The organism is Stenotrophomonas africana, assembly GCF_013004645.1.
Classification (GTDB): Bacteria; Pseudomonadota; Gammaproteobacteria; order Xanthomonadales; family Xanthomonadaceae; genus Stenotrophomonas; species Stenotrophomonas africana.
This window is the reverse complement of the sequence record NZ_JABEME010000002.1, coordinates 335,087-352,919: the sequence shown is the minus strand read 5'-3', so window position 1 is coordinate 352,919 and position 17,833 is coordinate 335,087. Positions and strand designations below refer to the sequence as shown.

Annotated in this window: 15 protein-coding genes; 5 read left to right on the top strand and 10 right to left on the bottom strand. The window is 66.7% G+C overall.

Annotation, left to right across the window (positions count from 1 at the left end):
• Positions 1–192 precede the first annotated feature (192 nt).
• The 3 genes from HLA98_RS05810 to gap form a co-directional block, all read right to left on the bottom strand.
• Entirely contained in the window at positions 193–1,569 is a 1,377-nt protein-coding gene (locus HLA98_RS05810) for a DUF3999 domain-containing protein (RefSeq protein ID WP_049447747.1), read from the bottom strand.
• Complete coding sequence (locus HLA98_RS05805) at positions 1,566–4,247, bottom strand: DUF2339 domain-containing protein (protein ID WP_057499645.1); 2,682 nt, start codon at positions 4,245–4,247, stop codon at positions 1,566–1,568. The genes HLA98_RS05810 and HLA98_RS05805 overlap by 4 nt, the downstream gene beginning before the upstream one ends.
• 125 nt (positions 4,248–4,372) lie before the next feature.
• Complete coding sequence (gap, locus tag HLA98_RS05800; protein WP_005414333.1) at positions 4,373–5,377, bottom strand: type I glyceraldehyde-3-phosphate dehydrogenase; 1,005 nt, start codon at positions 5,375–5,377, stop codon at positions 4,373–4,375.
• A gap of 192 nt (positions 5,378–5,569) precedes the next feature.
• On the opposite strand from gap, the gene HLA98_RS05795 reads away from it, so the two are divergent.
• The 3 genes from HLA98_RS05795 (at position 5,570) to HLA98_RS05785 (ending at position 8,458) form a co-directional block, all read left to right on the top strand.
• Entirely contained in the window at positions 5,570–6,199 is a 630-nt protein-coding gene (locus tag HLA98_RS05795; RefSeq protein WP_057499646.1) for an OmpW/AlkL family protein, read from the top strand.
• Positions 6,200–6,827: 628 nt separating this feature from the next.
• Entirely contained in the window at positions 6,828–7,646 is an 819-nt protein-coding gene (locus tag HLA98_RS05790; RefSeq protein WP_057500763.1) for a S1/P1 nuclease, read from the top strand.
• Positions 7,647–7,657: 11 nt separating this feature from the next.
• Positions 7,658–8,458 carry an MBL fold metallo-hydrolase gene (locus HLA98_RS05785; protein ID WP_057500762.1) on the top strand — a complete coding sequence of 267 codons (801 nt, stop codon included), beginning with the start codon at positions 7,658–7,660 and terminating at the stop codon, positions 8,456–8,458.
• Between the two features lie 63 nt (positions 8,459–8,521).
• Here HLA98_RS05785 and HLA98_RS05780 read toward each other — a convergent pair whose 3' ends face one another.
• From HLA98_RS05780 to HLA98_RS05770, 3 genes are read right to left on the bottom strand one after another with little or no spacing between them, the layout of a single operon-like run.
• The gene (locus HLA98_RS05780) at positions 8,522–9,085 is read right to left on the bottom strand and encodes a hypothetical protein (RefSeq protein WP_057500761.1); all 564 of its coding nucleotides are present in this window, start codon (positions 9,083–9,085) and stop codon (positions 8,522–8,524) included.
• Positions 9,082–10,281 carry a TonB family protein gene (locus HLA98_RS05775; protein ID WP_057500760.1) on the bottom strand — a complete coding sequence of 400 codons (1,200 nt, stop codon included), beginning with the start codon at positions 10,279–10,281 and terminating at the stop codon, positions 9,082–9,084. Before HLA98_RS05775 ends, HLA98_RS05780 begins: the two co-directional genes overlap by 4 nt.
• A complete protein-coding gene (locus tag HLA98_RS05770) occupies positions 10,274–10,639 on the bottom strand; it encodes a BlaI/MecI/CopY family transcriptional regulator (protein ID WP_046984270.1) in 366 nt (121 codons plus the stop codon). The genes HLA98_RS05775 and HLA98_RS05770 overlap by 8 nt, the downstream gene beginning before the upstream one ends.
• Before the next feature lie 118 nt (positions 10,640–10,757).
• Here HLA98_RS05770 and HLA98_RS05765 point away from each other — a divergent pair, with 118 nt between their 5' ends.
• On the top strand, positions 10,758–11,315 hold the full coding sequence (locus HLA98_RS05765; protein ID WP_057500759.1) for a flavin reductase family protein: 558 nt from the start codon (positions 10,758–10,760) through the stop codon (positions 11,313–11,315).
• A gap of 34 nt (positions 11,316–11,349) precedes the next feature.
• Complete coding sequence (locus HLA98_RS05760; RefSeq protein ID WP_057500758.1) at positions 11,350–13,302, top strand: acetyl-CoA hydrolase/transferase C-terminal domain-containing protein; 1,953 nt, start codon at positions 11,350–11,352, stop codon at positions 13,300–13,302.
• Between the two features lie 85 nt (positions 13,303–13,387).
• Here HLA98_RS05760 and HLA98_RS05755 read toward each other — a convergent pair whose 3' ends face one another.
• The 4 genes from HLA98_RS05755 to HLA98_RS05740 form a co-directional block, all read right to left on the bottom strand.
• Positions 13,388–13,693, bottom strand: a complete 306-nt coding sequence (locus HLA98_RS05755; RefSeq protein ID WP_057500757.1) for a HigA family addiction module antitoxin — start codon at positions 13,691–13,693, stop codon at positions 13,388–13,390.
• Positions 13,694–13,704: 11 nt separating this feature from the next.
• Positions 13,705–13,983: a type II toxin-antitoxin system RelE/ParE family toxin gene (locus tag HLA98_RS05750; protein ID WP_032962148.1), complete on the bottom strand. Its 279-nt coding sequence runs from the start codon at positions 13,981–13,983 to the stop codon at positions 13,705–13,707.
• A gap of 308 nt (positions 13,984–14,291) precedes the next feature.
• The gene (gene tkt, locus HLA98_RS05745; protein WP_129550641.1) at positions 14,292–16,289 is read right to left on the bottom strand and encodes a transketolase; all 1,998 of its coding nucleotides are present in this window, start codon (positions 16,287–16,289) and stop codon (positions 14,292–14,294) included.
• 214 nt (positions 16,290–16,503) lie between these two features.
• Positions 16,504–17,823 carry a dicarboxylate/amino acid:cation symporter gene (locus tag HLA98_RS05740; RefSeq protein ID WP_088480094.1) on the bottom strand — a complete coding sequence of 440 codons (1,320 nt, stop codon included), beginning with the start codon at positions 17,821–17,823 and terminating at the stop codon, positions 16,504–16,506.
• Positions 17,824–17,833 lie beyond the last annotated feature (10 nt).

Below are 17,833 nucleotides of genomic sequence, written 5' to 3'. Positions count from 1 at the left end.
CGCAACCGGAAACTGTCAGAGGCCGGGCGGGGTGGGTTCGCGGGGGTGTCAGCCGCATGGATGCGGCTGCCAAGCCTAAAGGACGTACTTGCGGCGTCCCCCACGAACCCACCCCGCCCGGCCAAGCGCGGCTTTTGCTTTTGCTTTGCACGACCAACCCCACCCACGAGGGGCTGCGCCGTTCGCCGGAACCTACGCCGAAGGCGCCGGCTTCTGCCGCAGCAGGCTGACCGCCAGGCCGCCAACGACCAACACACCCAGCCCCAGCAACGCCCACAGCAACCACGACTTCCAATCGTGCTGCGGTTTCAGCGCCGCGTCGCCGGCCAGCGGCTCCGGGCTGCCTTCCAGGCGGGCCAGCGTCGGCTGCCACGACGGATCATTGCGCTGTCGCAGTTCCTCGATCAGCACACCAATCGGCGCTTCCATGCGGCGCGCGGTCGCGCTGCCCACCGCCAGTGCATACGGCGCTGCACCCTGGCTCAGGAACACCAGTACTTCCGGCTGATAGCCCAGGCGCAGGGTCGGTGCGGTCGCAGTTTCCGCCGGGTTTGCCACCAACTTCCAGTAGCGGTCGCGATGCACGCCGCCCAGCGGCTGGGCCGCTGATTGCTGGCGCTGGCCCTGCGCGCCCTGCTGCAGCTGGTAGGCAATCCACGGCGCACTGCGGCGCTGCCACTCTGCACTCTCGTCATCGCGACTGAACAATGTCCACTGCACCAGGCTGTTGTCGGTGCTGGCCACGTCGGCACGCGCCGCCGGGAACCGGCCATCCATCTCGAAGGTGTACTCGCCCTTGCCCTTCGAGGTCGGTTCCAGCGACAACCACTCCCATGGCAGTGTGGCCGGTGCCGGCGGCAGCTCGGCCAGCACACTGCGCAGCGTCGGCAGACGCGCATCGCCCTGTGCCAGTACGCGCAGGTAGCGTGCTTCGCCATTCACCTGCAGCCGGCGCTGCAGCAGGCGCTTGCCGGCGCGCTGCAGGTCCACCAGCGGAATGTCACGCCCGACCGCGCGCCAGTGCTGCAGATCGTCACTGGCATCCAGCTGCACCTGCGCCTGCAACGGCTGTCCGCTGTCAGCCCAATCCAGCACCAGGGCCGCCAACGGTTGCTCGCCGAGCACGCTGGCATCGATCAGCCAGCCCCCCTGCCCGTTCGTTGCCGCACCGCCGCTCACGCGTGCTTCGACGCGACGGACACGGCCATCGGTATCGCGCTCGGTCAGCAACTGCAGATCGTTGCGCTGTGCTTCGGCCAGCGGCGGCAACGCGAACCACGGCAGCTCACGCTGCACGGGCGGCTGGGCCAGCGGCTGGTCCGGCGCCAGCAATGCCGATGGCAACGATTGGCCGGCGGCGTTGAACACCTGCAGGTCACCGAGGTCTGCGGCACCGGCACGGCGATAGATGGCCGGCTCCAGAACCACCCTGTATGCACCGGACTGCGCGCTGGACAGCGTCAGCGGCCACTGCTCGGCGTACTGCGTGCGGTAGTCGGCGGCCTGCACCGCCACGGCGGCCAGCATGCCGAACATTGTCGGCAGCAGCGCCCTGCTCCACTTCCTCATTGTTTTTCCTCCACGGACGGCGCCGCGCTGGGCGGTGCCGGTGCCAGATAACCCACGACCGTGCACAGCAGGCCGTAGGCGATGAACGATGCGATGCCCAGCAGATTGCCCAGGTGCTGGCGATCGACAATGACCAGTTTGGCCAGTACCACGCCCATCAGCACGGCACCGACCATCCACAGCACGCGCTGGCCACGGCGCGATCCCCACACCCAGGCAATCACGCCGAGCACGCTCCACAACACGGTCAGGCTGGTCTGCGCCAGGCTGAAGCGCATCATCGACACATTCCACGACAGCCCGCCCCACTGGTGCACGCCATGCAGCACAACGCTGGTCAGCGCGACGAAGGTTGCCAGGGACAGCAGCGGCATGCGGATGTTCAGCAATGCCTGCGGTGCCTGATCGCTGTACAACCAGCGCGCCAGAAGCAGCAGGCTCAACCATTGTCCGACCTCGGCCGGATTCAGCACCGGCAGCCACAACAGCGGCGCGGCGTCGCCCGGCAGCAGCTGGCCGAACAGCCATCCCATCGACAGCAGCCCGAACAGCACGCACTGCAGCGGCTGGCGCACGCTGTCGAACGCTGCACCCAGCGGCCAACGCAGTGCATTCCAGCGCCACAGCGACAGCGCCGCCATCAGCAACCACGGCAGGGTCACCAGCAGCGTCGTCCAGCCCTGTGCCAGATCGGCCTCGCCACCGCCCCACAGGGCCAGCAGCGAAAGCAGCGACGGCCACAGCAGCCACCACAGGAACTGCGCGATGCGCGCCACCGTGTCGCCCCCCTGGCGCAGGCACAGCAGCGTGCGCACACCCAGCACCGCGAACACCGCCCAGGCCAGCGCACCGTAGCCGGCGAACGGCTGATGGTGCGCATCGCTCTGCAAAAGCGCCAGCGGGAAGCCCAGCGCCAGCATCGCCAGCGCGGTCACGCCCAGTGCGCGCGCCGGCTGGCGGCGCTGCATTTCGGCGGCCAGCCATGCGGTGACGGCAGCCAGCACCAGCAATGCATCCCCTTCGGTGCGGTACGGGAAGAAACGGGTGATCTCATGCACCAGGCCACCCAGCCACCACAGCAGGCCCCACAGGTAGTAGACCAGGGCGATCTCGTGGCGTGACCTGCGCTGGTAGCTCCAGGCCGACGCGAAGCCTGCCAGGGCCAGCAGCAGCGCGCCGATGGCAGTCGGGTTGATCAGGAAGCGCAGGTCCTCATGCCAGTGATCGCCGCCGGCCACGAAGGCGAACGCAGCGCCGATCTGCAGCAGCGCACCGGACACCTGCGGCAGCCAGCGCTTCTGGCGCAGGCCCAACCAGGCCAGGCCGGCGCCTTCCAGCGCAAAGACCGCGCCGGTGGCGCGCGCCGACAAGGCCAGCGGCACCGCCAGCGTGGCGAAGCCCACCGCCAGCACCGCATGCGACTGCGCCAGCACGGTGTACGACGCACGCGCGATCAGCGCCCGCGCCAGCACCGCATAGATCGCCGCCAGGCCCAGCGCGCATAGCGCCAGCGTCATCGGCTGCTCGTGCAGCATGCCGGCCTGCAGCGAGAACGCGACCAGCGGCGTGCCGAACACCAGACTGCCGTCGACCAGGTCGCGTCGCCCGGCGGGCTGCCGGCGTGCGTACAGCAGCGGGATCAACAGGTAGAAGGCGAAGAACAGCAGCAGGAACGGCTCGGTGCTGCTGAACTTGTCCGGCGCGTACTGCAGCACGCCCCAGAACGTACCGATGCCGAAGGTAAAGGCGAAGCCAAGCAGGTTCAGCGCTCGCCATGGACGGAACCAGGCGATGGCGAAGATGCCCGCGTTGAGCACCGCGTAGTAGCTGAACAACCCCACATGGTTGCCACTGCCGGTGGACAGCCACAGCGGGGCCATGAAGCCGGCCAGGATGCCCAGTACCGCCAGCGTGCGCGAGTTCTGCACCACCGCCAGTACACACAGCCCGGCCACCAGTGCAATGGAGCTGACGAAAGCGAAGCCGGGCGGAATCAGGTCGAAGCGTTTGAACGCCGCGAAGATGGTCAGCAGCAGCACACCGATGGCGCCGCCCTGCAACGCCAACGCAAACAGGCGCCGGCGCTCGCGCTGGTGCCAGCCGAAGGCCAGCAGGCCCAGCGCACCCACGGTGATGCCGGCCAGGCGCAGTTCGATCGGCAGCACCAGCCAGCCCTGGTCGCTGACGTACTTCAACAGCGCGGCAACACCGGCCAGCAGCACCAGCATGCCGATCTTGACCGGCACGTTGCCTTCGGTGAACCAGCGCTTGACCGCGCCAATGCCGCGCTCGATGAAGTTCGGCAGCGCCGGTTCGGAAGGCAACGGCGGCTGCATCGGCGCGGGTGGCACCGGCGGTGGTGCGATCGGGCGCGGCGCCTCCGCTGCCGTGGGCACCGCTTCGCGCACCGGCGGCGTTGGCTGAGGCGGAGGAGGAGGCGGTGCAGCCGCCGCCACCGGCCGCAGGAAGGGTGGATCGGCACTGGCCGCAGGGGGGGCCGCAGGCCGTTCAGGCGCGGGCGTGGCGGCGGCCGGCTTGGCAGCGACAGGCGCAGCGGCCATCGCGCTTTCCAACGCGGCGACGCGACGGCGCAGGCCGGCAATCATCACCAGTGCCACCACCAGCAGCAGCGGGATGGCCAGCAGGACCAGTACGACCAGGGCTATCAATGCTTCCATTGCGTGCTTCCATTGCGTTCCCGCGCCCCAGCGGCGGCGGTCGACCGGCCCATGCTACGACAGGGCCGGCCCCATAAACGACGAACCCCGGCCAGGCCGGGGTCCGTCTGCGATCTACGCCCGCCTTACTTGGCGGCGATGACCTTGGCCATTTCCAGGCACTTGTTCGAGTAGCCCCACTCGTTGTCGTACCAGGTGACCAGCTTGACGAAGGTGCCGTCGAGGGCGATGCCGGCGTCGGCGTCGAACACCGAGGTGCAGGTCTCGCCGCGGAAATCGGTGGCCACCACCTTGTCTTCGGTGTAGCCCAGGATGCCCTTCAGCGGACCTTCGCTCTGTGCCTTCACTTCCGCACAGATCTCGGCGTAGGTGGCTTCCTTCTCCAGCTCGACGGTCAGGTCGACCACCGACACGTCCGAGGTCGGGACGCGGAAGCTCATGCCGGTCAGCTTCTTGTTCAGTTCCGGGATGACCACGCCGACGGCCTTGGCCGCACCGGTGGACGACGGAATGATGTTCTCCAGGATGCCACGGCCACCGCGCCAGTCCTTGTTGGACGGGCCATCGACGGTCTTCTGGGTGGCGGTTGCCGCATGCACGGTGGTCATCAGGCCGCGCTTGATGCCCCACTTGTCGTTGATGACCTTGGCCAGCGGAGCCAGGCAGTTGGTGGTGCACGAAGCGTTGGAGATGATCGCCTGGCCGGCGTAGGTCTTGTCGTTCACGCCGTACACGAACATCGGCGTGTCGTCCTTCGACGGCGCCGACATGATGACCTTCTTGGCGCCGGCATCGATGTGCTTCTGCGCGGTTTCCTTGGTCAGGAACAGGCCGGTGGCTTCCAGCACCACGTCGGCGCCGACTTCGTCCCACTTCAGGTTGGCCGGGTCGCGCTCCTGGGTCAGGCGGATCTTCTTGCCGTTGACCAGCAGGTCGTTGCCCTGCACCGCCACGTCGGCCTTGAAACGGCCGTGCACGGAGTCGTACTTGAGCATGTAGGCCAGGTAATCCGGCTCCAGCAGATCGTTGATGGCCACGATTTCGATGTCGTCGCCGAAGTTCAGCACCGCCGAGCGCAGGACATTACGCCCGATGCGACCGAAACCGTTGATACCAACCTTGATTGCCATTTCTCAAGCTCCTGCAGCCGCGACGGGTGCGGCGGGATGGATAGGGCCCACAAGTCTAGCAAACCGCCGCTGGCCACCGTGGGCCAGCCGGGCCCCGCGGCGGGCTGCCGGACAGGATTTGATCCGGATCAAAGCGTTAGCGCGGCGTGAGGCCGAGACTGTCGCCATCCACCCAGCAACGAGAACATCCCCATGCGCAAGACCTCCCCCCTGATCGTGGCCAGCCTGGCCGCCGCCCTGTCCCTTGCCGCTGCCCCGGCCATGGCCCAGTCCAAGGGCGACTGGACCGTTTCGGCCGGCATCCACCAGGTGGCGCCGAAGTCGAACAACGGCTGGCTGGCGGGCCACACCCTGAAGGTCGACGTCGACAACGACGTCAAGCCGACCATCACCGGCGAGTACTTCATTGCCGACAACCTGGGCATCGAAGTGCTGGCCGCGCTGCCGTTCAAGCACGACATCAACATCAACGGCCTGGGCCGCGTGGGCAGCACCAAGCAGCTGCCGCCGGTGGTGACCCTGCAGTACCACTTCAACAGCAAGGGCAAGGTATCGCCGTTCGTTGGCGCGGGCGTGAACTACACGACCTTCTTCAGCGAAGACACCACCGGCGCGCTGGCCGGCAGCAAGCTGAAGCTGCAGGATTCGTGGGGTCTGGCCGCGCATGCGGGCGTGGACTTCGCGATCGGCGAAAAGGGCGCCCTGCGCGTGGACATGCGCTGGATCGACATCGACAGCAAGGTGAAGTTGAACGGCGAGAAGATCGGCACGGTCAACATCGATCCGCTGGTCTACGGCGCTTCGTACGTCTTCAAGTTCTAAAGCGGTGTATTGGGCGCGGGGGCTTCGCCCCCGCTCCCCCGCTACACGCAAAACCCTCGCAGCATGTTGCCCCGGTAATTGCCGGGGCTTTTTTGTTTGTGCGAGAAGCACCGGCTTCCGGAATTGGGCGGAGAGGGTGAGGTGATCGGGACACGCCGTAAATACGTCCCTGTAGGCTCGATCGCCGCATCCATGCGGCGAACGGTCCCGCCCCCCCCACCCTCTCCACCCTTCCCATCTGCGCGCGCCAGCTCAAGCAGAAGCAGAATCTGTACATTCGAGGCGTACTGGTGGCCTGCAATTGCAGGATGCAGATTTTGATCCTGCATTTGTCTTTGATCTTGCCTTTGACGTTTGCATCCGCCTCCGCGGCCATGTTTGGAGGGGAGCGCAGAGGGAGGGGCGGCGGGACCGTTGGCGCCATGGATGGCGCCATCGAGCCCCCAGGGGTGAGGGCGCTTTGCTTGCGAAGCACTGCTTCGCAAGCGCCCGAACGCACAGCCGCCAGCGGCTGGGCCGGACCGCGGAGCGGGGTTCACGGCGTGTCCCGCCGCCCCTCCCTCTACGCTCCCACTTCGGAACAGGAACGCGCCGCTCTTCAATCCACCTACCCCGCTAGAATGTGCGCATGAAAGCCCTGCACTCCCTGTTCCTCGCCGCCGCCCTCGCGCCGGCCCTGCTGTTCGTCTCCGCCCCCGCCCATGCCTGGGGTGCGCAAGGCCACCGCCTTGTCGCCGAAGTCGCCGACGCCCGCCTCACCCCCACCGCCCGCGCCGAAGTGGACCGCCTGTTGGCCACCGAACCGGACGCCACCCTGGCCAGCATCGCGCCGTGGGCCGACCAGCTGCGCGCCAAGGACCCGGGCCTGGGCCGTCGCTCGGCCGGCTGGCACTACGTCAACATCGCCGAAGACAACTGCCATTACGAAGCACCGAAGCACTGCAGGAACGGCAACTGCATCGTCGAGGCATTGAAGGCGCAGAGTGCCATCCTCGGCGACCGCAACCTGACCGATGGCGAGCGCCTGCAGGCGCTGAAGTTCGTCGTGCACCTGGTCGGCGACATCCATCAGCCGATGCACGCCGGCTACGCCCACGACAAGGGCGGCAACGATTTCCAGCTGCAGTTCGGCAACCGCGGCACCAACCTGCACTCGCTGTGGGACAGCGGCATGCTCAACACCCGCAAGCTGGACGACGCGGGCTATCTGCCGCTGCTGCAGGGACTGCGCGCACCGAAGCTGGCACGCCAGTCCAGCCCGCAGCGCGACCCGCAGACGTGGGCCGAGGCCAGCTGCCGCATCTCCATGCAAGCTGGCGTTTATCCGGCCAAGCGTAAAATCGGTGACGAATACACCGAGCGCTACCGGCCGCTGGCCGAAGCGCAGCTGCGACTGGCCGGTGAAAACCTGGCGCAGTTGCTGAACCGCGTGCTCGGCGCGCGCTGAGGAGAGCTCCGATGTCGGTCCAGGTGCAGTCGTTCTTCCACCGTGACAGCAACACCTTCAGCTACCTGGTCAGCGACCCGGCCAGTAGCGAGGCAGCGCTGATCGACCCGGTACTGGACTACGACCCGGATACCGACGCCAGCAGTGAAGCGCCGCTGCATGGCGCGTTGCAGGCCATCGAGCAACAAGGCCTGCAGCTGCGCTGGCTGCTGGAAACCCATGCCCACGCTGACCATGTGTCGGCCGGGCGCCGCCTGAAGCGTCGCTTCCCGCAGGCCACGCTGGCCATCGGCGAAGGCATCCGCGCGGTACAGGCAACGTTTGCACCACGCTATGGCCTGCAGCTTCCTGCCGCAGATGAAATCTTCGATCACCTGTTCAGCGACGGCGAAACCTTCGCTCTGGGCGAACTACGCTGTCAGGTGATCGCCGTGCCCGGCCATACCAGCGACAGCATTGCCTATCTGATCGACGACGCGCTGTTCACCGGTGACTCGCTGTTCATGCCCGACGGTGGCACTGCCCGCTGCGATTTCCCGGGCGGCGATGCCGCGCAGCTGTACCGCTCGATCCAGCGCCTGCTGGCCCTGCCCGATGCAACGCGCGTGTTTGTCTGCCACGACTACGGCCCGGGTGGCCGCGGCTTCGCCAACGAAACCACCGTCGGCGAACAGCGCGCGCACAACATCCACGTGCACGACGGTGTAGCCGAGGCGGAATTCGTCAGCGTGCGGCAGGCCCGCGATGCCACGCTGGAAGAACCGAAGCTGATGCAGCCCGCGGTGATAGCCAACATCCAGGGCGGGGCCTGATAGGCGCCGCGGTACCCGCCGGGCAAGGCCCGGCGCTACCGTTCCGTCGGGAATCAGCCCCGTTCACTTCCCCTGCGTGCGCACCACATGCTGGCCCTTCACGACCTCGAAGGTGAAGGCGTACTGCAGGGTGACAGCCACCGGTTCGACCCGCTCGGCACTGCGGCAGTCGCCGCGATCAGCCGGCACCTTGCCCGGTGCGAAGTGGCAGACCGCGGCAGACGAGTATTTCCACATGGCAACCGCCTCCTGCGCTGCCTGCAGCAAGGGCGCATTCTCCGGTGCCTCACCCGCACGGCATTCGCTGCGGTCGGTCAGCGGGATGCTGCGCTCAACGCTGCCCTGCGCATCCACCACCACCTGCAGGCAGACCGTAGTCGGCGGCAGCGAGGTGCGTGGATCACGCTCGCCCACTACCGGATCCGGTGCCGTATGCAGCTGCGGCATGCGGTAGCCTTCGCTGGCGGCCAGCGTGTAGCGCTGGATCTGGCCGGTCCCTCCCCCCGCATCGGGCCGCAGGCGCTGGTGACCGACATTCTCGCTGCGGGTATCGACCGTGGTCAGGCGATCCTGGGTTGCACACCCCACCAGCAGCGCCGCCATCATCAACAGCGGCGCGGACTTCACTTCGCGTCCTCGGTGTCATCCATGGCGAAGGTGATCGGAATCTTCACCGCCCCTGCAACCGGCTGGCCATGCTTCACCGCCGGCCGATAGGTCCAGCTGCGTGCGGCGGCGATCGACACCGCATCGAATACGCCCGGGTTGGTGGCACTGAGCACCTGGACATCAGTGGGATGCCCTTGGGCGTCCACTTCCACGCGCAGGTTCACTACGCCCACCTGGCGCTGCTCGACCGCGGACTTCGGGTAGGACGGTGGCGGCATCTTGTCGACCTGGATCTCCCGATCCATGACGGGCCCTGCCGGGCCTCCCGCCGTACCGCCCTGGCTGGCCCACGCCACCGCTCCCATTCCCAGGCACAACCCGACCACCAGTACCTGGCCCGACACCCACGGCAATGCCTTCCGCTTGGACTGCTTCAACATGGCAATACGCTCCTTCAACACGGGTTGGCCGCGCCAATGGCAGACCGCGGGCGCAACCGGGTGGACCAGCTGCGCCTTCAGCAGCGTGCTGGCGTAGAGGCCGCGCAGCGCAGGCTGCGGGGCCATGGTGCGGGCATCACAGGCCAGCTCCTGATCGCGCAGGAAGCGGCGTGCAGCCCACGGCACCAGCGGGTGGAACCAGAACGCCGCGCGCATCAGCAGCAGCGCGCCGTTGGCCCAGTGATCGCCGTTGCGACGGTGGTTGCGCTCGTGTTGCAGGATCAGGCCCTGCTCCTGTGCACTGAACTGCTGATCGAATTCCGGGCCGACCACGATGCGCGGCCGCCACAGGCCCACCAGCGCGGGCAGGCCTGGATCGCCAATGGCCTGCCAGCTTCCATCGGTGCGCAGCGTCAGTGGCCCCATGCGCCGTTCGAAACGACGTTGTGCGTGCAGGTCACGCAGCAGGCAGATACCCGCGCCCAGTGCCCACAGCGTGAACAACAGCCCGGCCCATGAAAGCCAATGCCCGGCCACGCTATCAAGGGCACCGGGCATCACTTTCAGCGGCAGCGTGGGCACCTGCTGCAACAGCGCAACCTGCGGCAACGGCAGCATCAGCGCCACCAGCAGCATCGGCAACAACCACCAGCTGCGATAGGCCAGTCCCGCGCCGCCCAATCGCACCAGCAATGGCCGCATCACCGCCAGCAGGACCACGCCCACCGCCAGCCACAGGCTGGCCTGCCACAGTCCGTCGAGCAGCTCAGTCATGGTCCAGCTCCTGGATGAGCTTCTTCAGTTCGGCGATGTCCTGCGCGCTCAACTGGCCACGTTCGCTGAAGTGCGCGACCAACGGCGCCACGCGCCCTTCAAAGACTCGCCCGATGAAATCCTGGCTCTGCGCCTCCACCCATGCCTGGCGCTGCAGCAGCGGCCGGTACAGGTAGCGCCGTCCATCACGTTCGGCGGCGATCGCGCCCTTGGTCAGCAGGCGGTTGAGCAGGGTCTTGATGGTCGGCTCGGCCCAGTCGCGGTGGGCCAGCGCGGCGACCACTTCGTCGGCGCTACGCGGTGCCTGCTGCCAGAGCACCTCCATCACAACGGCTTCGGCTTCGCTGATCGGGCTCATGGTTTACATCCGTAATCGACCATCCGATTACGCGCGTAATCGAATCGTCTGTCAAGCCCCTCGACTCCAGGTTCATCCCGGCTGCGCCAGCATCGGTTCCTCCCGCTCCAGGCCCCGGATGAAAGCGCTGCCCAAGAAGGATTTCCCGGTCGAGCAGGCCCGCCACTTCCTCGAACCCGGCCCGATCGTGCTGGTCAGCACGGCCTGGCGCGGCCAGCGCAACCTGATGACGATGGGCTGGCACATGGTGATGGGCTTCTCGCCTTCGCTGGTCGCCACCTACCTGTGGAACGAAAACCACAGCCATGCGCTGGCCCGTGGCAGCGGCGAGTGCGTGATCAACGTGCCCGGCGTGGAGCTGCTCGATACCGTGGTGGACATCGGCAACTGCAGCGGCCGCGAGGTCGACAAGTTCGCCCGTTTCGGTCTCGACGCATTGCCCGCGCGCGAGGTCGGCGCGCCGCTGGTCGGCCAATGTCATTCGTGCTTCGAATGCCGCTTGTACGACGACAGCCAGGTGCAATCGAGCAACCTGTTCATCTGGGAAATCGTGCGCGCCCACGTCGCGCCCCGGCCGAAGCTGCCGCGCACGGTGCATTACCGGGGCGATGGGCAGTTCATGGTGTCCGGCGCGGAAGTCTCGCGTCGACGGCGGTTCAAGCCCGACATGCTGTAATGCCAGCACTCCCCCACACGCAGGACCGCCCCGCATGACCGAACACCTCACCGACCTGGACGCCGCTGTCGACTGGTTGTTTGCGCGCGTGGACGGGCCGCTGCGGATCGGGGCACCGCTGGCACTGGGCAAGCCACACCGGCTGCTCAATGCCCTCTACGCACGCGTCGAGCACGACCCTTCGCGGCCGCTGCAGCTGTATACCGCGCTGTCGCTGAATCCGCCGAAGGCGCGGGGCAACGGCCTGGAAGCGCGCTTCCTGGCGCCGTTCGCGCAGCGCCATTTCGGCGACGACTTCCCGCGCCTGGCCTATGCCGATGCGATCGCGCGCGACGCGTTGCCGGCACATGTGCAGGTGGAAGAGTTCTACATGCAATCCGGCGCCCTGCTCGGGTCGCGGCAGGCGCAATCCAGCTATACCAGCCTGAACTACACCCACGCCGCCGATGCGGTGGCGCAGCGCGCGCCGCAGGTGATCGTGCAGAAGGTGGCGATGCGGCCCGATGACCGCCGGCTCTCGCTGTCGTGCAACAACGACATCACCCAGGACACGCTGGATGCGATGACCGCGCGCGGGCTGCCGCGCCCGTTGCTGATCGCCGAGATCGACCCGCAGCTGCCCTATCTGGGCGGCTCGGCGACGGTCGATGTGTCGTTCTTCGATCTGGTGATCACCCCGCCACCGCCGTACCCGGCGTTGTTCGGCCTGCCGCGGCAGCCAGTTGGCGATGCTGACTACGCCATTGGCCTGTACGCCAGCACGCTGGTGCGCGATGGCGGCACCCTGCAGATTGGCATCGGCACGCTGGCCGATGCGCTCAGCCATGCGCTGGTGCTGCGCCACACCGACAACGCCCGCTACCGCCGCGTACTGCACGCGCTGGACCCGCAGCTGGCCAGCCACCCGCTGGTGCAGGAAATCGGCGGACTGGATCCGTTCGAGGTGGGCCTGTACGGCTGCAGCGAGATGCTCAACGAGGGCTTCCGCCGGCTGGTGCAGACCGGGGTGATCAAGCGCAAGGTGCACGACGACCTGGCGCTGATGCAGCGCATTGAAAATGGCAGCACGCTGTCCATCGATCACGCCACCCTGGCCGCCGAGGGCGAGTACCTGCATGGCGCGTTCTACCTGGGCTCGCCGGAATTCTACGAGTGGCTGCGCACGTTGCCGGAAGACGAGTGCCGCGCAATCGGCATGCGCCGGATCAGCGAGATCAACCAGCTGTACGGCGGCAACGAAACGTTGGAACGCCTGCAGCGCCGGCACGCGCGCTTCTTCAACTCCTGCATGATGGCCACCGCGCTGGGTGCGGCGGTGTCGGATGCGCTGGACGACGGACGCGTAGTGTCCGGCGTAGGCGGCCAGTACAACTTCGTGGCGATGGCACATGCGCTGCCGGAAGCGCGCAGCGTGCTGATGTTCCGCGCCGCGCGCGATGACAAGGGCCAGCGCAAATCCAACGTGCGCTGGAACTACGGGCATACCACCATCCCGCGCCATCTGCGCGACATCTACCTCAACGAGTACGGCATCGCCGATCTGCGTGGGCTGACCGACGAGGACTGCGTGCATGCGATGACCGCGATCACCGAAGCCCCGTTCCAGGGCGGCCTGCTGCAGCAGGCACATGCCTCGCGCAAGCTGCTGGCGGCCGCGCAACCAGATCCGGAACAGCAGCAGCGCAACACGCCACAGGCGTTGGCGGCGGCGCTGGCACCGTTCCGCGCCGACGGCAGCCTGCCCGACTATCCGCTGGGCAGCGACTTCAACGAGATCGAGCAGGTGCTGGTGAAGGCGCTGGGTTGGCTGAAGGCCAACACGCAGACCCGTGGCGACAAGCTGCGTACCGTCTGGGCAGCGCTGCGCCAACCGGCCGGCGATGGCGATGCGGTGTACCTGCAGCGCATGGGCCTGCAGGCCCCGAAGGATTTCGCCGAACGCCTGGACGCGCGCCTCCTGCGGCTGGCACTGGCGCGCACCGCCTGAGAAAGGGGACGGAGGGGATTAAGTCGTTTGTGCACATACGACTTAATCCCCTCCGTCCCCTTTCTCATCCACACGTGGCGTGGATCTACTGTCCTATCCTCACTGAGTCCTCAAGATACAGGCGGGCAATGGGCGGATGTTCTCGATGCTCGACCTGCCACAGGTCGTATGCCGCCTGCATCGCCAGCCACATGCGGGCATTGCCCAGACCTGCAAGCTCAAGGCGGAATGCGAGTTCCGCGGAGATGCCGGCGTGCCCGTTGATGATCGTCGACAGCTGTCCACGTGAATAGCCAAGATGCTGCGCCAGCGCACTGATCGACATGCTGATCGCTGGCAGGATGTCTTCGCGCAGCGATTCCCCGGGATGCGGCGGATCATGCAACGGCATCGAGCAGACTCCTAGTGGTAATCAAGGTAATCGACCAGTTCGACGTCGAGCCCACGAAAACGGAACACCAATCGCCAACTCGCCGAGACACTTACAGCCCAGTAGCCGCTATAGCTTCCCCGCAGAGGGTGCAGGCGATTGCCGGGCAGACCCATGTCTCCAGGCAGCCGGGCCTGATCCAGCTGCAGAAGCAAACGCCGCAACCGAGCCACATGATCCGCACGGACTCCCGAAATGTCGCCCCGCTCATAGAGCGCTTTCAGGCCCTTGTGCCTGAAGCTGACGATCATGAGCCGCAAGTGTAAGGCAACACCTTACACATCGCAAGTATGCCGTGTGTTTTCGCGCCGCTTTTGCTGTCCATGCCTACTTCTGAGGGAGCCTCGGCAGCCCTCCTTTTCGCAGACATCGCAGGTCAGATGAGGAGGCCAACGCGACAGCGGCACCGCCGAGCGGAGCATGCCGGACAAAGGGAAAAGGGACGGAGGGGATTAAGTCGTATGTGCACATACGACTTAATCCCCTCCGTCCCCTTTTTCCTGCGGCAAAGAAAAGGCCGGCGTGCGCCGGCCTTTCCTTCATCACGCTGCGATGCTGCTTACAGCGACTTGGCCGCTTCCACCACGTGGGCGGTGGTGATGCCGAAGTGCTTGTACAGCTGGTCGGCCGGGGCCGAGGCGCCGAAGGTGTCGATACCGATCACGGCACCGTCCAGGCCGACGAACTGGCGCCAGAAACCGGTGACGCCGGCTTCCACAGCCACGCGCTTGCGCACGGCATTCGGCAGCACCGATTCACGGTAGGCCGCATCCTGGCGCAGGAACACGTCGGTGGACGGCATCGAGACCACGCGGGTCTTGAGGCCGGCCGCGTCCAGCTGGGCCTTGGCTTCGGTGGCCAGCGAGACTTCCGAACCGGTGGCGATCAGGATCACGTCCGGGGTGCCGGCAGCATCGGCCAGCACGTAACCACCGCGTTCGATCTGGGCGATCTGCTCGGCGCTGCGCGGCTGGTGCGGCAGGTTCTGGCGGCTGAACACCAGGCAGCTCGGGCCGTCCTGACGGGTGATTGCGGCCTTCCAGCTCACTGCCGACTCGACCGCATCGCACGGACGCCACACGTCGTTGTTCGGGATGTAGCGCAGCGAGGCCAGGTGCTCCACCGGCTGGTGGGTCGGGCCGTCTTCGCCCAGGCCGATCGAGTCGTGGGTGTAGACGTGGATGGCGTGGGCCGGGATCAGCGCGCTCATGCGCACGCCGTTGCGGGCGTAGTCGCTGAACACCAGGAAGGTGGCGTCGAACGGAATGAAACCACCGTGCAGGGCCAGGCCATTGGCAATGGCGGTCATGCCGAACTCGCGCACGCCGTAGTACACGTAGTTGGCGTTGGCGTCGTCGCTGGCAACCGATTTGCTGCCCTTCCACAGGGTCAGGTTGGAGTGCGCCAGGTCGGCCGAGCCGCCGACGATTTCCGGCAGCAGCGGGGCGAAGGCTTCAATGGCCAGCTGCGAGGCCTTGCGCGAAGCGATCGTCGGGCCTTCAGCGGCCACCTGGGCGATGTAGGCATCGGCCTTGGCAACGAAGTCGGCCGGCAGCTCGCCGTGCGAGCGGCGGGTCAGTTCGGCGGCTTCGCCCGGGTACTGGCTGGCGTACTTGTCGAACAGCTGTTCCCACTCGGCCTGGCGCAGGGTGCCGGCGCCATTGGCGCGCCAGCCGTCGTAGATCGCCTGCGGGATCTCGAACGGACCGTACTCCCAGCCCAGCTGCTTGCGGGTGGCCTCCAGCTCGTCCTTGCCCAGCGGTGCGCCGTGGCTGGATTCCTTGCCCGCCTTGTTCGGCGAACCAAAACCAATGGTGGTGCGGCAGCAGATCAGGGTCGGCTTGTCGCTCTGCGACAGCGCGGCCTCGATGCCGGCCTTGATGCTCTCCGGGTCGTGGCCATCAACATCGCGGACCACGTTCCAGCCATAGGCCTCGAAACGCTCCGGGGTATTGTCGGTGAACCAGCCCTCGACGTTGCCGTCGATGGAGATGTGGTTGTTGTCCCAGAAGCAGACCAGCTTGTGCAGGCCCCAGGTGCCAGCCAGCGACGCCGCTTCATGCGACACGCCTTCCATCAGGCAGCCATCGCCCATGAACACCCAGGTGCGGTGGTCGACCACTTCCAGCTCCGGGCGGTTGAAGCGCTGTGCCAGCAGCTTCTCGGCCAGGGCAAAGCCCACGGCGTTGGCGAAACCCTGGCCCAGCGGGCCGGTGGTGGTTTCCACGCCCGGGGTCTCGTGGCGTTCCGGATGACCGGCGGTGTGGCTGCCCAGCTGGCGGAACAGCTTCAGCTGCTCGATCGGCAGGTCGTAACCGCTCAGGTGCAGCAGCGCGTACTGCAGCATCGAACCGTGGCCGTTGGACAGCACGAAACGGTCGCGGTTGAACCAGTGCGGATTGCTCGGGTTATGGCGGAGGTAGTCGTTCCAGAGGACTTCGGCGATGTCGGCCATGCCCATGGGCATGCCGGGGTGGCCGGACTTTGCGGTTTCAACCGCATCGGCGGCAAGGAAGCGGATGGCGTTGGCCAACTGGCGACGGGTAGGCTGCGTCATGGTTCTGTCGGAATCGGGAGGCGGCCGCGGACGTGCGGGCGGCCTATTGTCCCATAGTCGTCGGGCCGGGGGTCGGTTCACCGTGCCCGGTCGTGGCGGCCGCTGGCCGGCACTTCATGATCTCCGCCGGATTCCGCATGTGAAAAGGGGTCGAATCCCTTTCTTTGCGGAAAGGAATCCGACCCCGATCAGGTCGCCAGCAGTGGCTCCGGACTCAGTCCTGCTGCGGGCCCAGCGCCGGGCCATCGTGGCCTTCGCCCTTGGCCACCAGCGTGGTCAGGGCCAGGTCGCCAGTCACGTTCAGCGCGGTACGGCACATGTCCAGGAAGTGGTTCACGCCCAGGATCAGGCCGATGCCGAGCGGGTTCACGCCCACCATCGCGCAGATCATCGCCACCACCGGCAGCGAGCCCGACGGCACGCCGGCAGTGCCGATGCCACCGAGGATGCAGACCGCCATCACCATGATCTGCTGGCCGATGCTCAGGTCCACCCCGAAGAACTGGGCCAGGAAGATCACCGTCACGCCCTCGAACAGCGCGGTGCCGTTCTGGTTGGCGGTGGCGCCCACGGTCAGCACGAAGCGCGACACGCGCTGCGGCAGGCCCATCTGGTCGGCCACGCGCAGCGCGGTCGGCAGGGTGGCGTTGCTGGAGGCCGTGGAGAACGCCATCACCGTCGCTTCCTGGGTATCGCGGAAGAACGACAGCGGCGAGCGACCGGACAGCCATACGGCCGTACCGTAGGTCACCACCATGTGCAGGCCGAGGGCCAGCACCACCACGCCCACGTAGGCGCCCAGGCGGATGATCAGCTCAAAGCCGAACAGCGCGGCCAGGTTGAACATGAAGCAGGCCACCGCATACGGGGCCAGGCGGATGACCAGGTTGATCAGGGTCATCGAGATTTCGAACACGCCTTCGATGGCGCGGCGCAGCGGGGCGACCTTCTCGTTGTCGGTCAGCACCATGCCGATGCCGAACATCAGCGCGAAGAACATCAGCGACAGGATCGCACCGTTGTCAGACGCAGCCTGCAGCACGTTGCTCGGCACGATCGACAGCAGCATGTCCATGCCCTTCGGCGTGCCATGGATGCCCGCGACAATCTCCTTGCTGCGCTCGGCGTTCTCCGACAACATCATCGCGGCGACCTGCGGGTCAACGCCGGCACCCGGCTTGAGCAGGTTGACCAGCACCAGGCCGATGCCCACGGCAATGCCGGACAGCAGCACGGTGTAGGCCAGCGTTTTCCAGCCGATGCGGCCGAGGGCGCGGATGTCGCCCATCTCCGACACACCCATGATCAGCGCCGAGAAGATCAGCGGCACGATCAGCATGAAGATCAGGTTGAGGAACAGGCCCGATGCCGGGGTAGTGACGTAGTCCATTACCCACTTGGCACCGGCCTGCAGACCATCGACGCTGCCGCCCAGGGCGTGCACGATCAGTCCCAGGACCAGGCCGATCGCAAAGCCGATGCCCATCTTCCAATGCAGGGGCAACTTCTTCTTGTCGGCAGCAGCTGCTGTCATACGCGGGTTT